Here is a 14,768-nt window from a genome sequence, read left to right as displayed (position 1 = left end):
AAGTGGTGATTTTTTACAAAGGTCGCCTTAGTAACCTAAAAAAGTAAGCTTTATTTATCAGCCTTTGTATAGCGCGTAGAGCGCGATGAATCAATCCTATGTCTAGTAGCTAGCACTCTATGATCATTCAGTCGTTATTAACTATCTGTACACCAAATGCGCCTTAAAATAGTCCAAAACTTTGATGGCAGTTTTACTCTCGAACCACAAGTCAAAGAAACTTTATTCCAATTATTAACAAGTGAAGCTTTCTTAAAACAGATTTGTCAAAATTTGCAGTGTGAAAAAGTAGAATTTACAGAACTATTGTTTCAGCCAGTTCCATACAGCTTAGCTACTCCTAAAGGGATGCCCGCAGCATTTGAAAAATATCATGAATCTGATGATTATGCCATAATCAACGTACCACCAAATTTCATGTTCAAGGCTAAAATTTTTAACCCCAGCCGTCTTTGTGTAATTTACAAAAAAATTAAGTAGTCTAATTACTAAGATAATTAGCAAGTTTTAAATTTCATTATGACCACTGAAACTAATTTCCCCTCCTTAGCAACTCTGGAATACTTGCCTTACATTAACGCTGACGGTCAAATACCTGAGCAATTTCAAGGTAAAATCGGGGTATACGCGATTTTTGACCAAGAAAAAGTGCTGCAATTTATCGGATATTCTCGCGATGTTTATCTGAGCTTAAAGCAGCATTTAGTACGTCAGACACAACAATGCTATTGGGTGAAAGCTCAAACCATTGAACGTCCTAGTCGCACAGTTTTAGAAAGTATTGAGAATGCCTGGATTACCGAAAATGGCAATGTGCTATTAGGAAATAGTGAACACAAAGAAAAATGGACTCATCCCATTGATGTCAAAGTGTTAATGACAACTGAAGAACAGGCAAATCATCAAAATCCAGTTAATGATGAATTGGCACAAATGAAAATAATTAAAAATGTAGCACGTCGAGTAGAAGCAGAAATATTAACAGAGCTAGAAGCGCGTGGTTTACAAATACAAATTCGCTTTAATCCTAAATTAAAAGAAGAAGGTTTACTCGACTTAAAATGAGAGCATACATGAGTAAAAATATTTAATACATGAAGTAAATATCATACAATCAAATACCCTGTGGGGTAAGTATGATTAATAAACTTTACTTGATGTATGGAAAGGGCGATGTCTGACGACAACCCATTTGCTCCCGTTCCGATGGTCGGAAGCCTCCGCACCCTACGGGAAGCAAGCTACGGACTTATGTGCGTGTCTACGCCTATAACTGTTCATGACAACAACGCTGCTGAACAATCGTTATCAAGTTATCCAGGTAATCGGTGCTGGTGGGTTTGGTGAAACCTTGCTAGCGGAAGATACCTATATGCCTTCTCGTCGCCGCTGTGTTATCAAGCAACTCAAACCGATAACCAATAATGACCCACAAACCTATCAAATCATTCAACAGCGGTTTGAACGGGAAGCAACGACTTTAGAGTATCTGGGTGAAAGTAGTGATCAAATTCCCAAACTCTACGCCTACTTTTCTGAAAATGGGCAATTTTACCTTGTTCAGGAATGGATTCATGGTCAAACGCTGAAAAAAATCGTTGAAGCCAAAGGTTGTGAAACCGAAACGACTGTCAGCCAAATTCTTTGGAATCTACTACCAGTATTGGATTATGTCCACAGCAAAGGCATTATTCATCGAGATATCAAGCCTGATAACATTATTCTCCGTTCCCTTGATAGCAAGCCGGTTTTGATTGATTTTGGTGCAGTTAAGGAGACGATACGTTCAGTAGTGAATTCCCCTGGACACCCTACGCGATCGCTAGTGATTGGTACACCTGGTTATATGCCTAGTGAACAAGCTGTGGGACGCCCAGTTTACGCTACTGATATTTACAGCTTAGGCTTAACGGCAATTTATTTGCTGACTGGCAAACATCCCCAACAATTACTAACTGATCTGCAAACTGGAGAAATACTTTGGCAACAACACGTTCCTAATGTCTCCCCCCAATTGGCAAGAGTACTTAATCAAGCAATTAAGCCCCATGCAGGCGATCGCTACACTACTGCAAGTAAAATGCTACATGCTTTGCAGTCTACTAATCATATTCCTCTAGAGTCAGCTGCAACTATTACATCAACCCAGCAAACCCAACCATTATTTTCACCTCAACAAAGTACAATTATCAACTCTGGTACTCCCGGTTGGCAAAAACCTGCTGTGATTGTTGGGAGTTTAGTGGTAGGTGGTTTGATTGGTGCGATCGCAATTTTTGGCATTACTCGCCAACAACAGCCAGAAGTAAATATAGCCACAAGTCCAACCCCATCACTAGAAACTTCGCCTCCCACTCTTCCATCTGCCAAACCGCCCGTTTCTTCCCAACCTTCTCCAACCCCAGTTGTACCTACCTTACCTCCGCCACAGCAAATAACTCCTGCTCCTTTGTCAATACCTAACCCGAAAGCAACTCCTAATCTTCCAGTTGCATCCACACCATCTGCAACAAAGGAGCCTATAACTTCAGATATTCCAGCACCACAGATGGAACCAAATAAGCAGACAACTGGGGTTTCCACATCACAAAACAACCAGTCTCGCAAGAAATTAGCTCCTACTACCAGCAAAAACGTTCCAGCATTTCCCACGGGTACATTAAGAAGCTCCGTAGAAGCTACCCTTGGCAAGCCAAGTAAAGATTTAAGAGGTGTTTGGGGTAATACCCGTGCTGTTGTTTACAAACTTGTACCAAATCAAATTGACCTTGGTTATCTATTTGATCGTAATTCTAAAGTGTTGCGTCAAACCGAGGCTTCTTTTGCCCAATCGGTAGATCCGCAGGTAATGCAGACAACCTTGAATGGTATGTTAAGTGGACAAGCCACTGAAGAAATTAAGCAAGGACTACAGAAAGTACAACAGGGTCAGTTGGATAATTTTAGTTTTTCAAAAGGTAAATTGAAAGGTCAGGTTATCCGACAAAACTGTGATTTTATTTACATTAGTATTTGGGATGCAGACTTACATGATTTTGTGAATCCGTCTACTGCCAAACAGTGTTAATCCGCTGCTAGTAAAGTATCCTTCGCCTAACTAGTTAATCAGTATACTTATGTTTAAGTTGTTTAGGACTTCTGCGTCCTCTGTGGTAGCCTGCGGCAAGCCGCTTCTCTACGAGACGCTGCGCGAATGCGTCTACGATTTTCCGTTACCTGTGCGTAAGTCCTGTTGTTCTTCTAGCAAAGGTGGCGATCGCACTTACAACACCTTCTATCTCTATACCTGCAATACAAACGTCTTCTTTGTTAAGTTGTATTTGAAATGCAATCATAATGTGTACGGCAAATTAAGGGTTTTAATATCTGTAATATCTTAGTCTGAATCTGTATTACATTTGCCAGCATTGTCCTCAACACATCAGAATCCGCCTTTTTATGCCCCATGTCCAATGCCCCATAACCAATTTTCAAGACAGAGTTTTCTATTCTTAATCTTCGTAAACTTATAAAAAGTTATAAGTCTCATTATGAAGCTTTTAATAATACTTGTCTCAGGTTCTACATTCATGTCGTAAGGTGCGGCTGGAATTATGTAACCTAAAGACAGCTAAGCTAATGATTCAATTGAGGTCTGATGACTCCTACGATAATGCGTCAGCTTTGGTCTGTGGTTGAAACTGCCCAAGCAAAGATCCTCTTACAACTGGACGATGCTAGCTTGGTGCAGTGGTTGGTAAAACAAACCGAAACGCAAGTGTTGTTAAATCCCAACGAAACTGACTTCCTCAGCCACTATATTCAATCCAGGTTAGCCCTCATTCGTGATCTTGCCCATGAACGCCAGTGTTCATGATCTAGTCCAGAGTCGAAACTAATAACTATTGAGCGTTGACTATTGACTTTTTTGGGGCAAATAACCTTCCACTAAGCAGTCTGAACCCACCACGCGCCAACGAACACGTTCTAGAGACAGAGCCTCAGTCATAGTAGTAAAACCTAAATCGCCCACAGGCGTAGGAGCATTACTACCACCAATGATTTTCGGGGCAATAAATGCCAAGACTTTTTGCACTGCTCCTTGAGCGATCGCACTAGCAGCTAAAGTACCGCCACATTCCCACAAAACGCTACAAAAACCCCGCTCATATAAATACGCCATTGCCTTATCTGGTGTAAGTGATGTTAACTCCACCACCTCTACCCCCTGTTTGAGCAATAGTTCTTGAAAATCAGTAGAGCTTCCCTTCTCTGTTAGCACTAAAGTTGGAGCCTCCGTAGTTTGCCACAGGTGGGCATTTTTCGGTAAGTTGAGATGGCGACTCATCACCACCCGTAAGGGATTATGCCCCCCCACCTGATGGCTAGTTAAGTAAGGATTGTCCTGTCGTACTGTATTACCACCTACAATTACTGCATCAGAAGCTGCCCGTAGTTGATGTACTTCACTGCGGGCATCCTGGCTAGTTACCCAGGCACTGTGACCAGAGGTGGTGGCAATCTTACCATCTAAAGTCATGGCATATTTCAAAATGCCCATAGGTCGCTTGTAAAGAATACGATGTACAAAAGCTTCATTTAATTGACGGCAAGCTTCTTCTTCTACTCCTACCACCACTTCTATCCCCGCCGCACGTAAACGCGCAATGCCGCCTCCTGCTACCAACGGATTAGGGTCAACCATACCCACCACCACCTTTGCCACTCCAGCCGCTATCAGCCCTTCTGAACAAGGAGGAGTGCGTCCGTAGTGATTGCAAGGTTCGAGGCTGACATAGATTGTCGCACCACAAGCGCGATTCTCCTGGGGAGAGGCTGCGCCAAAGCCTGCCGCTTTCAGGGCAAAAACTTCCGCATGAGGCTCACCTGCACGGGGATGAAACCCTTCCCCAACAATCTCCCCATCCTTAACAATCACCGCTCCCACAAGTGGATTTGGCGAAGTGCGTCCTAAAGCGCCGCGGGCAAGTTCTAAACACCGCTGCATCATGCGACAGTCAAAATCACTTCCAATCCTTTCCTTCGTTGATAAATCAGATTCAACTGCCGATCTTACTAAAGGTGGATTTTCCTGAGTGTAATTAGGTAGGGATGCATCTGCTTGAGTGACCACTGGGGAATTATCCATAATTTTGGGCAATACTGTAAATATTTTGGACGCGTTGACGCAGCCTTTTTACAGGAGAATCGCGCTTTGAACGTAATAACTAAAACAGTAATATCCAGGTATTATTGATGTCTCGACTTAAATCAGCTGTAATATTCACATTACACTTCACTCTAGCTTGAATCCATCTTGCCAGAGTTGCCTAAAAGCCCCAAACATTGAAAAGTGAGGGTCAAAGGTCTGCACCGATGATTCCTCACTCCTATCTCTTTACTCTTAACTTCTGTCTCCTATCTCCTATAAGACTTACGCAACTGGCACACAAGGCTTCTGGTATAAGAGTCAAGGGTCAAGAATCAAGGTTTTTTGGACTTTTGACCTTTGACTCTGGACAACCTCTGGCGTTAAAAATATGACACTTGCGTAAGTCCTGTCCTATTTACTGCTCTAACAATTTCATCCGCTGCCACCAAAGATTCAGTGGATAATAGACAACAGGTGCCCACAAACTACTGAGAATGGCAGAGGCAAGAGCAACCCGCTGGTAATATGTCCAGATATCTGCCACTTTGCGTAGGCTGTGCCCGCCATAGGCATCGCTCATTAAAGTCAATTGCAACCCAAAGATAGTTTCTGCTAAAAAAGCCATACCAAAGGCAATTAAAGCAATAGAAATAAAATCTTCTTCCATAAAACGCTGTTTTTGAAGCAGACTAGTCAGAATTCCTACTATCGCTAGACTCAAAGCATGAGTAGGGTTAGGTGAAGTCATTGCATCTTGAAGTAAGCCTAGAATTATACCTGCTAATGCTCCTGCAAAAACTGTGCGCTTTACACTCCAAGCTACTACCCAAATTAACAGCCAGTTAGGGCCAATTTCTAGTAATTCCATACCCGGTAAGCGGGTAGGCAACAACAGTAAACATAACAGTACAGACCCAACCGTCACTATCCAATTTACTAGTTGACGCAAACTAGGATGCCAATGAGAAAAAGGCTTATTTGTAATTCTAGATTTCCGCTCTGGCGATTTTAGCTGTTTTTGCCTGCTGCCACTAAATGAAGGTATCTTCATTGTTTTGAGAGATTTTCGAGAATCTAATTAGATTTTTGCTGTTCTTGGTTTGCCGACGTTTGCTGTTCCAACTCTTGGTTTGTCGGCTTCGGGTATACACTTACCCAATCTAGTGAACGTATCGGCGGAAAAAGCTCAACTTTCGCAACTGATGCTGGGAGTTTTTTTAAATCTAGGGACTTGATACGTCCCACCGCTAAGCCCGCAGGAAACTTTTGACTGTAAGTAGATGTGGAAATTAAATCTCCCACTTTGACATTTGGAACTTTTTCATAAAACTCCAGCACAGCTTCTGAAGAGGAATCTCCTCGTAAAACACCTTTAGCTGCTGTGCGGCTAATTGTGACACCCACTTGACTTTTAAGGTCACTAATTAACAACACACGGCTAGTATTGGGAGTTGCACTCTCTACCAAACCGACTAATCCACCGTCAGACTTAACGATAAAGCCTTCTTGAATTCCCACGTTCGAGCCACGATTCAAGGTAACTTGTTGCCACCAGTGGTCAGCACTGCGTCCCACTACCCGCGCTGTAATTGGGCGCGATACAAGTGGCTCTTTCTCAACGTAGCCCAATAAATCTTGTAATTTTTTATTTTGGCTCTCCAGATCTACTATGCGGGTTTGCAACTCCAATAAGCGAACATCTCTAAGACGTTCTTCTGAATTTGCTACTGGCTGGAACATCTGCAACGGACGGGTAATCACTTGATACATTTCAACGAGCAATGCACCTTGAGTCTGTCGCAGTATCCAAGCACTACCAACTAACAGAGATAACAGACCGATTTGTAACCCTTTATGACCCCACCATTTACGTAGAGTAACCATCTATACCTATTATTTTTATAATTTAAGGAGATATTGGATTCTATTTATATAAAACCCAAATAGAACCCAATATCTAATATTTTTTGCTACATATTGCGAGAACGCCCGCTGAAAACTCGTTCCAACTGTTTAAAGTTTTCTAACACACGTCCTGTTCCCAGCACAACGCAGCTTAAAGGATCAGCGGCAATGTGTGTTACGATTCCCGTCTCATGGCTAATCAAGGTATCTATACCTTTGAGCAAAGCACCACCACCAGCTAGCATAATACCCCTGTCAATAATGTCTGATGCCAATTCCGGAGGTGTGCGTTCCAGTGTCCGCTTCACAGCTTCTATAATTACTGATAGAGGTTCCAACATACTTTCACGGATTTCTGGCCCCTTGATTGTTACAGTTCGTGGTAAACCAGAAAGCAAGTGTAAGCCTCGGACTTCCATAATTGCATCACCATCATCGTTAGTCGGATAGGCAGAGCCAATCCGAATCTTGATGTCCTCAGCAGTACGTTCACCAATCACTAAGTTATGAACTTTCTTCATATACTGTATGATTGCTTCCGTTAATTCATCACCGGCAATGCGTACTGACTCACTGATTACCGTACCCTGGAGACTCAACACCGCAACTTCTGTTGTACCACCACCAATATCTATAATCATATTGCCAGTCGGTTCGGCAACAGGTAGTCCCGCACCAATTGCCGCAGCTACTGGTTCATCGATTAAGTAAACTTCTCTGGCTCCAGCTTGAGCAGCTGCATCCATTACAGCTCGCCTTTCTACGCCTGTAACGCCACTGGGAATACCAATGACAATCCGGGGTAGAATTAAAGACCTACCTTCATTTACACGCTGGATAAAGCTTTTCAGCATTAACTCTGCTGTATCGAAGTCAGCAATAACACCGTCCCGCAAGGGACGGAGGGCAATCACGTTTCCTGGTGTCCGACCGAGCATTTTTTTGGCCTCTTCTCCTACTGCCAGTGCTACCTTTTCGTTTACATCGATAGCAACTACAGAAGGCTCTTGGAGTACGATGCCTTTACCAGATACGTAGACAAGGGTGTTAGCGGTACCGAGATCGATACCCATATCCCATGATGTGCGAAAGTTTCTGAAAAGACCCACGCGTCTGTACGCTCCCTATTTGCGATACTTTTTACTACAACGGTAAAAGTGAATCGTGCTGGATTCTATTACCTTTTTTATCCTGAGTCCAGTAAACCAGACTATATTTTTATATAATTCTCGGCAATATTTACTATGTCTCAGGCCTCTACTTTTTGATATTCTCAGGTTTAGTAAGTATATCCGTATACTTTTCGAGGTTTCCCCTAGTAGTATGTATCATTTTTCATCTCCTTCATATTGTTAACTGTTTAACACATTATTTTCAATAGTTTCACAATTCGCTATGATGGGAGTCTGGATTAATGAGTACACCTGTACTGAAAGGTAACACCCATGAGTATCAATGTTGTCACTCTCATCGGTCGTGTAGGCAACGACCCAGATATAAAGTATTTTGAGTCTGGTAGTGTCAAGTGTAGATTGACACTAGCTGTGAATCGGCGCACTAAGGAAGGGGAACATACTGACTGGTTTAATTTGGAACTATGGGGAAAAACGGCGGAGGTTGCGGGTAATTATGTGCGTAAAGGCAGGCAAATTGCTGTCAAAGGTTCCCTAAAGTTTGACACATGGAGCGATCGCCAAACAGGAGCAAACCGATCCTCACCAGTTATCCAAGTAGACCAACTTGATTTATTAGGTTCTAAGCGTGATGGAGAAGGCGGTACGGCAGATATGTCTCCAGAACATTTTTAAATAGTCAAGGGTCAAGAGCCTAATACTATGTAACCTTTGACTCTTGACTTTGGACTCTTGACTAATAACTAATTTGTAGTGTCACCGATGCCTCTACTTGCTGTTCACCACCAATTACAGGGGTGGAAGCATCAGCATTGCTTACCTTGGCAGCTTCAGCACGGTACAGAATGGGTGGTGAAGGCGCACTAGCATTATTAATTTGAATGTTGACCACTTCTTTAGGCTTCAAACCCAAGGTACTAAAGACAGCATCAGCTTGCTGTTGGGCGTCTTGGGTAGCTTCTTTGAGCGCTTGCTTTTGAGCGCTAGCGATCGCCTCGTCATTAGCGACAAAACTAATACTGTTAATTTGTGTTGCACCTACTTTGACTGCATCATCCAACAAAGTACCAGCTTTATCAGTAGCAATCCTAAAACTCACCGTATTATTGGCTGCATAGCCTGTAATCCGCTGTACATTATTGTTGTAACTATAAACTGGATTAAACCGGATACCAGTAGTTTCTAGTTTTTCTACATTTTGGCGCTTCAGCAAAGCCACTACTGCTGATGACCTACGAGCTGCTTCTTGCTGTACTTCTTGTGCAGTTTTACCCTGAATCTCCACTCCTAAACTAACTTGCGACAGGGTTGTAGGAATTGTTTCTACTCCACGACCACTAACAGTAAGGGTTCTCCACAATTTTTCTTTTTCTTGTGCTGAAGCAGGCAAAGTCAAAATTACACATCCTACTAAAGCCAAAGATAGTGTTTTCCACAGGTTTCTGGGTTGAAACTGAGAACCGGATAAAGCATCTCCATGCGTCATATTTGCACTCCTCCGAAAAGTATATATCGATACGATTTATCTGTTCCTACTTTGACATTGCCATAATCAAAAGCTGAAATGGTTACATTTTTGGAAACTGAAAAAATTACACCAACCCATTTGGAGATTTTGTGATGAGGTATTGGCTGCTGAAAACTGAACCGGAAGATTATTCCTACTCAGATTTAGAACGGGACGGCAGTACAGTTTGGGATGGAGTCAACAATGCCTTAGCGCTCAAACATTTACGTACAATGTTCCTTGGTGACTTGGCGTTGATTTACCACACCGCTAAAGAACGGCAAGTCATGGGTATAGCAGAGATAGTTAGTCAACCTTATGCCGATCCAGCACTCAGCGATCGCAAAAGAGTAGTTGTGGATGTGCGGGCAGTAAGAAGAGTCAATCAGCCCATTACCCTAACCCAAATTAAGCAAGATAGCAAATTCACAAACTTTGACTTACTGCGACTTCCCAGACTGTCTGTAGTCCCGGTATCTGAATTTGATTGGCAGTACCTAATTGATCTGACAAGTGGCACAAAATAATTGATAGCTGCTATCAGCAGCGCATTTATAAAAATAGCTAAATTCCACAAACGCGTAAAAATAAGGAGAAGGATTTTCACAGAACCAATGCATTTGTTAGATCCAATCAACTTCTCTTTTCCTCTGCTGGCAACCGCAACAAAAGCAGCAGACAGTTCAATGGTAGTAGCAGCTGTGCTACTAAGCTTAGTGGTAATTTACCTTGCGAGTAAACTTGGTGGGGAGTTATCAAATCAAGTGGGTTTACCGCCTGTCTTAGGTGAACTCGTCGGGGGTGTAGTAGTGGGTATCTCTGTTTTCCATCTTTTAGTGTTTCCAGAAGGCGGAGCAGACAGTTCAAGTTCTTTGATCATGATCTTCCTCAAAACCACTGCCGGTTTAAGTCCTGAAGCCACTCCCGAAGTATTTGCGGCGCAGTCGGAAGTCGTTTCCGTTTTGGCAGAACTGGGTGTGATCATCCTGCTATTTGAAATTGGTTTGGAATCGAACCTCAAAGATCTAATGGCAGTCGGTCTTCAAGCCGTCGTCGTGGCAGTAGTGGGGGTAGTAGTACCCTTTACTGCTGGTACTGTAGGACTAATGACTATATTTGGTATCGACGCTGTACCCGCAATTTTTGCTGGTGCGGCTTTGACTGCCACTAGTATTGGGATTACTTCCAAAGTGCTGTCAGAATTAGGACGGCTTAATTCTAAAGAAGGGCAGATTATTCTTGGTGCTGCTGTGATTGACGATGTACTGGGAATCATCGTCCTCGCAGTAGTTGCTAGCTTGGCTAAAGATGGCGCGGTAGATGTGAGCAAAGTCATTTATTTGATTATCAGCGCCAGTGGTTTTCTGCTCGGAGCCATCTTGCTAGGCAATGTTTTCAATAAGAGCTTTGTGGCGATCGCTAATCAACTTAAAACACGCGGTGGACTGGTAATACCAGCATTCATCTTCGCCTTTGTCATGGCATACTTTGCTGCTATCATCCAATTAGAAGCAATTCTGGGGGCTTTTGCAGCAGGCTTAGTCCTAGAGGAAACTGATAAGCGCAAAGAACTGCAAAAGCAAGTTATTCCCATTGCGGATATGCTTGTACCAATTTTCTTTGTGACTGTTGGGGCAAAAACTGATTTGGGAGTTTTAAACCCAGCAATTCCCGACAATCGGGAAGGTCTAATTATGGCAACTTTCCTGATCATAGTAGCCATTCTCGGTAAAGTAATCACAGGCTTAAGCGTATTTGGTCAACCGCAAATCAACCGTTTAGCGATTGGTGTAGGCATGATTCCCAGGGGCGAGGTCGGTTTGGTGTTTGCTGGTGTCGGCGCTGCCAGTGGCGCTCTTTCAAAACCACTAGGGGCAGCCATTATCATGATGGTAATCTTGACAACCTTTTTAGCTCCTCCCTTGTTACGATTCGTATTTCCAGATCCGGAAACCTTGGATATCAGCTCAGAAAAACTGATTTTAGACGGTTCCTCTGGCAAGTCGTTAGTAATTGAACCACCTCAGGCGATGATGCAAAACGATGATGAGAGTTTGGAGACAGCCCCAGATTCTCAAGAGACTTAATTAAAATTCTGAGTATAAACAGGTTGTTAGCAGCGTCTTGATGTAGAACATAACTGAGTTCTGAGTAATTCTCAGGACTCAGGACTCTATAAGTACTTGGTGGATTTTGCTAAAGTCAAGTGGAAACTTATCTCCCCAAATCTCCGTCCCGTGAGATTGTAAAATTATCGTTTGTTTCTAATTTTTACCAGCATTCGGAATGTTATCTGTTTCCCATTTCACCCTACTCCACAGTCTTAGTCTGAATATTTTCCAAGTAATTAGGGAGTAATTTCCATAAATTTTGCTAGATCCTCTGACGGTTGTGGGAATTATTTACTCAGTGCATAAATTGCAGCAATCAAATAAATAAACATCAATTCCTGACTAACTCAAGTCTTGCTGACTGGGTTTGAATGAGTGGAGTAAATTCTGGCTGTCTCTTTGTTGTTAATATTTGGTGCTTTGCTGGTCTAATTTTTAAGCGCTAACGGCATGGCAAAATCAGAGGGACAAACTGTAAATTACCTCAGCAGGTGTGTATTGAGATCAGCGTAAAACTCAAGTCAGGCATCAAAGCTCAAGTTTAGGTGGTGTCAGTGTGACGATTGCCAATATGTTGAGATATTGACGGCTCCCATAAATGTGAATCAGGAGAAAATACTGTGAAACTACACTGGTTACTACCCAGTACTATTGGAACTATCTTCATGTTATCGTCGCCAGCAATGGCCGCGAGACTTGAATCTTGGCGTTTTGATGCCAACCAAAACAAACTGGAAATCAACACTTTGGGAGCTGTTCAACCCAAAGCGCAATTAGTATTCAACCCGACTCGTCTGGTAATTGATTTGCCAGAAACCACATTTGGGCGGGAGCAGCTAACCCAACAAGTCGGGGGTGCAATTCGCTCTATCCGTGTTGGACAGTTTGACCAACAAACAACGCGTATAGTTGTCGAACTCACTCCCGGTTATACTCTAGACCCCAAACGAGTGCAATTTATCGGAAATACTGGTAGTCGGTGGACGGTGCAATTACCCACGCCAGTGCTTGATAAAGTAGCATCCTCTCCCCCAAGAAATATTTACAGTGTAGTAACAGTAGACCCTGAGACTAAACTTGACTTATCAAGAGTTGCCAACGCCACACAAGGGGCGACTCAAATTGAGAACTTGCAAGTAACCGGCGATGGGCTTTTCATCCGCACCACTGGTGGTAATCCTCAGCTTCAGGTAAATCGCAGCCGCGATCGCAGTACGATTTTTATGGACATTTATGGCGCGACTTTATCACCATCTCTAGCACAGCGGGATGATGTGTCCATTAATCGACACGGTGTTAGTAGTGTCGAATTCACCCAACTGCAAACCCGCCCACCTGGTGTTCGCATGACATTGCGGGTAGACAAAAATAGTCCTGACTGGCAAGCAACTAAGAGCAGTGCTGGTGGTCTGGTGTTTCTACCTAGTCGAATTGTCAGATTGCCTAGAGGTAATAATTCCAACAATATACAAGATAATCAGTCAAAACCCCTTCCATTACCCCGTACGCCACTTGCTGTTAGCTCGCCTGCTACGATTCAGTCTGTGGAATTGTCTAATAACGGTACACAACTACTGATTAGAGCCGACCAAAATTTATCTGCGACAGGAGGCTGGGATAGAACCTCTGGTCTATATCGCATCACTATTACTAACTCTAACCTAGCTCCTAGAGTTAGAGGCCCGGTTTTGAATGCTAATAGCCCTATCCTGCGGGTACGCCTACAACCACAACAACCTAATACTGTAGTTATCTTGGTTCAACCAGCAGCGGGAGTGCAAATTGGTGAACTCAACCAGGTTAGTGATCAGCTTTTAGCTCTACAGTTACAAGGATCTCGTGGAGTCGTCACACGCTCTGGAACACTTCCCTTACCCCCCCTACCTCCGCTTAATCGGATACCATTCCCAGACCCAAATAATCCCAATCCCCAGCCTATTACACAGCCACGCCCGATTCCCAGAGGAAAAGTGGTAGTTCTCATTGACCCTGGACATGGTGGTAAAGATCCTGGAGCAATTGGTATTGGGGGAGTACGTGAGAAAGATGTCATCTTGCCCATCGGTAGAAAAATCGCAGCCATTTTGCAGCAAAATGGCGTGCAAGCAATTCTAACGCGGGATTCTGACTATTTTGTTACTCTTCCTGGAAGAGTGCAACTCGCAGAGCGAGCTAATGCTGATGTGTTTGTCAGCATCCACGCTAATGCAATAGGGCCGAATCGTCCAGATGTCAGTGGCTTAGAAGTTTATTATTACGACAGTGGTCTGAGTCTAGCTCGTATTGTCCGTAGCAGCATTCTCCAAAGTCTCAATGTCAGAGATCGAGGAGTGCGCCGAGCCAGATTTTATGTCCTCAGAAAAAGTTCTATGCCGTCTATTTTAGTGGAAACAGGTTATTTGACTGGTCGGGAGGATATCGCTAAGCTAAGAACCTCAGCTTACCAAAACCAAATGGCGGAGGCGATCGCTCGCGGTATTCTCCAGTACCTAAAAAGAAGATAAGTAATTTAGTCTAAAAAATTGGGTGTAAATATTTTTCTAAACATTAATTTTAGAGAGAATTTTGGCATTGTTGTATCGCTTACCAACAATCCAACGCCAGTCTCTGCGTGATGTTCAGTGTCATTGATTAGACTTATATAAATATGGTTGATTCCGCTTTTTTGGTGTAATCTGATGCTTTACTGACCGAATTGTTAGGCGTTAACCGCATGGCAAAATCAGATTAACGTGCTATAATCTTACGCCATTAAGTGTGTGTTTAGATCAGCGCAAAACTCAAGTCAGGCATCAAAGCTCAAGTTTGGGCGGTGACAGTGTGAGGATTTGCCAATAGGTTGAGATATTAACGCCTCCCATAAATGTGAATCAGGAGAAAATACTGTGAAACTACACTGGTTACTACCCAGTACTATTGGAACTATCTTCATGTTATCGTCGCCAGCAATGGCCGCGAGACTTGAATCTTGGCGTTTTGAT

14 protein-coding genes are annotated in these 14,768 nt (G+C 43.1%); 8 read left to right on the top strand and 6 right to left on the bottom strand.

The genetic code is table 11. From position 1 onward, the window contains the following. Positions 1-156 precede the first annotated feature (156 nt). From IQ246_RS03840 to IQ246_RS03830, 3 genes are all read left to right on the top strand, one after another. Positions 157-480, top strand: coding sequence for a hypothetical protein (locus tag IQ246_RS03840; protein WP_194000260.1), 324 nt, complete (start codon positions 157-159; stop codon positions 478-480). A 39-nt stretch (positions 481-519) separates the two neighbouring features. Continuing rightward, positions 520-1,065 (top strand): GIY-YIG nuclease family protein, encoded by a 546-nt coding sequence (locus tag IQ246_RS03835; RefSeq protein ID WP_194000258.1) that lies wholly within the window; start codon positions 520-522, stop codon positions 1,063-1,065. Between the two features lie 214 nt (positions 1,066-1,279). Next, complete coding sequence (locus IQ246_RS03830; protein WP_194000256.1) at positions 1,280-3,067, top strand: serine/threonine-protein kinase; 1,788 nt, start codon at positions 1,280-1,282, stop codon at positions 3,065-3,067. Between the two features lie 145 nt (positions 3,068-3,212). Here IQ246_RS03830 and IQ246_RS30765 read toward each other — a convergent pair whose 3' ends face one another. Then, positions 3,213-3,335 (bottom strand): hypothetical protein, encoded by a 123-nt coding sequence (locus IQ246_RS30765; protein ID WP_255515439.1) that lies wholly within the window; start codon positions 3,333-3,335, stop codon positions 3,213-3,215. 302 nt (positions 3,336-3,637) lie between these two features. On the opposite strand from IQ246_RS30765, the gene IQ246_RS03825 reads away from it, so the two are divergent. Beyond that, positions 3,638-3,856 carry a hypothetical protein gene (locus tag IQ246_RS03825; RefSeq protein WP_194000254.1) on the top strand — a complete coding sequence of 73 codons (219 nt, stop codon included), beginning with the start codon at positions 3,638-3,640 and terminating at the stop codon, positions 3,854-3,856. Positions 3,857-3,895: 39 nt separating this feature from the next. Here the strand turns inward: IQ246_RS03825 and ribD are convergent, their stop codons facing one another. The 4 genes from ribD to IQ246_RS03805 form a co-directional block, all read right to left on the bottom strand. Beyond that, positions 3,896-5,128, bottom strand: a complete 1,233-nt coding sequence (gene ribD / locus IQ246_RS03820; RefSeq protein ID WP_194000252.1) for a bifunctional diaminohydroxyphosphoribosylaminopyrimidine deaminase/5-amino-6-(5-phosphoribosylamino)uracil reductase RibD — start codon at positions 5,126-5,128, stop codon at positions 3,896-3,898. 418 nt (positions 5,129-5,546) lie between these two features. After that, positions 5,547-6,182 carry a rod shape-determining protein MreD gene (mreD, locus tag IQ246_RS03815; protein ID WP_194000250.1) on the bottom strand — a complete coding sequence of 212 codons (636 nt, stop codon included), beginning with the start codon at positions 6,180-6,182 and terminating at the stop codon, positions 5,547-5,549. A gap of 23 nt (positions 6,183-6,205) precedes the next feature. Beyond that, a complete protein-coding gene (gene mreC / locus IQ246_RS03810) occupies positions 6,206-7,015 on the bottom strand; it encodes a rod shape-determining protein MreC (RefSeq protein ID WP_194000248.1) in 810 nt (269 codons plus the stop codon). Between the two features lie 86 nt (positions 7,016-7,101). Further along, on the bottom strand, positions 7,102-8,109 hold the full coding sequence (locus tag IQ246_RS03805; protein WP_162395282.1) for a rod shape-determining protein: 1,008 nt from the start codon (positions 8,107-8,109) through the stop codon (positions 7,102-7,104). 372 nt (positions 8,110-8,481) lie between these two features. Here IQ246_RS03805 and IQ246_RS03800 point away from each other — a divergent pair, with 372 nt between their 5' ends. Further along, the gene (locus IQ246_RS03800) at positions 8,482-8,844 is read left to right on the top strand and encodes a single-stranded DNA-binding protein (RefSeq protein ID WP_194000246.1); all 363 of its coding nucleotides are present in this window, start codon (positions 8,482-8,484) and stop codon (positions 8,842-8,844) included. A gap of 61 nt (positions 8,845-8,905) precedes the next feature. Here the strand turns inward: IQ246_RS03800 and IQ246_RS03795 are convergent, their stop codons facing one another. Continuing rightward, positions 8,906-9,655, bottom strand: a complete 750-nt coding sequence (locus IQ246_RS03795; RefSeq protein ID WP_194000244.1) for an SIMPL domain-containing protein — start codon at positions 9,653-9,655, stop codon at positions 8,906-8,908. A gap of 134 nt (positions 9,656-9,789) precedes the next feature. Between IQ246_RS03795 and IQ246_RS03790 the strand changes: the two genes are divergently transcribed. The 3 genes from IQ246_RS03790 to IQ246_RS03780 all read left to right on the top strand — a co-directional run bounded on the left by IQ246_RS03790 (position 9,790) and on the right by IQ246_RS03780 (position 14,291). Continuing rightward, positions 9,790-10,203, top strand: coding sequence for an EVE domain-containing protein (locus tag IQ246_RS03790; protein ID WP_194000242.1), 414 nt, complete (start codon positions 9,790-9,792; stop codon positions 10,201-10,203). Between the two features lie 87 nt (positions 10,204-10,290). Further along, positions 10,291-11,763 carry a cation:proton antiporter gene (locus IQ246_RS03785; RefSeq protein WP_194000240.1) on the top strand — a complete coding sequence of 491 codons (1,473 nt, stop codon included), beginning with the start codon at positions 10,291-10,293 and terminating at the stop codon, positions 11,761-11,763. Between the two features lie 644 nt (positions 11,764-12,407). Beyond that, entirely contained in the window at positions 12,408-14,291 is a 1,884-nt protein-coding gene (locus IQ246_RS03780) for an N-acetylmuramoyl-L-alanine amidase (protein ID WP_194000238.1), read from the top strand. Positions 14,292-14,768 lie beyond the last annotated feature (477 nt).

Origin of the sequence: aff. Roholtiella sp. LEGE 12411, from assembly GCF_015206995.1 — a bacterium.
Classification (GTDB): Bacteria; Cyanobacteriota; Cyanobacteriia; order Cyanobacteriales; family Nostocaceae; genus Komarekiella.
This window is presented reverse-complemented; position numbering and strand designations above follow the sequence as displayed.

What these genes read in the sequence shown, in the direction of transcription:
- mreC (WP_194000248.1), bottom strand. Translation starts at nt 7,015, where the DNA reads ATGGTTACTCTACGTAAATGGTGGGGTCATAAAGGGTTACAAATCGGT.
- IQ246_RS03800 (WP_194000246.1), top strand. Translation starts at nt 8,482, where the DNA reads ATGAGTATCAATGTTGTCACTCTCATCGGTCGTGTAGGCAACGACCCA.
- IQ246_RS03785 (WP_194000240.1), top strand. Translation starts at nt 10,291, where the DNA reads ATGCATTTGTTAGATCCAATCAACTTCTCTTTTCCTCTGCTGGCAACC.
- IQ246_RS03835 (WP_194000258.1), top strand. Translation starts at nt 520, where the DNA reads ATGACCACTGAAACTAATTTCCCCTCCTTAGCAACTCTGGAATACTTG.
- IQ246_RS03795 (WP_194000244.1), bottom strand. Translation starts at nt 9,655, where the DNA reads ATGACGCATGGAGATGCTTTATCCGGTTCTCAGTTTCAACCCAGAAAC.
- IQ246_RS03840 (WP_194000260.1), top strand. Translation starts at nt 157, where the DNA reads ATGCGCCTTAAAATAGTCCAAAACTTTGATGGCAGTTTTACTCTCGAA.
- IQ246_RS03825 (WP_194000254.1), top strand. Translation starts at nt 3,638, where the DNA reads ATGACTCCTACGATAATGCGTCAGCTTTGGTCTGTGGTTGAAACTGCC.
- IQ246_RS03805 (WP_162395282.1), bottom strand. Translation starts at nt 8,109, where the DNA reads ATGGGTATCGATCTCGGTACCGCTAACACCCTTGTCTACGTATCTGGT.
- IQ246_RS03790 (WP_194000242.1), top strand. Translation starts at nt 9,790, where the DNA reads ATGAGGTATTGGCTGCTGAAAACTGAACCGGAAGATTATTCCTACTCA.
- ribD (WP_194000252.1), bottom strand. Translation starts at nt 5,128, where the DNA reads ATGGATAATTCCCCAGTGGTCACTCAAGCAGATGCATCCCTACCTAAT.
- IQ246_RS30765 (WP_255515439.1), bottom strand. Translation starts at nt 3,335, where the DNA reads ATGATTGCATTTCAAATACAACTTAACAAAGAAGACGTTTGTATTGCA.
- IQ246_RS03830 (WP_194000256.1), top strand. Translation starts at nt 1,280, where the DNA reads ATGACAACAACGCTGCTGAACAATCGTTATCAAGTTATCCAGGTAATC.
- mreD (WP_194000250.1), bottom strand. Translation starts at nt 6,182, where the DNA reads ATGAAGATACCTTCATTTAGTGGCAGCAGGCAAAAACAGCTAAAATCG.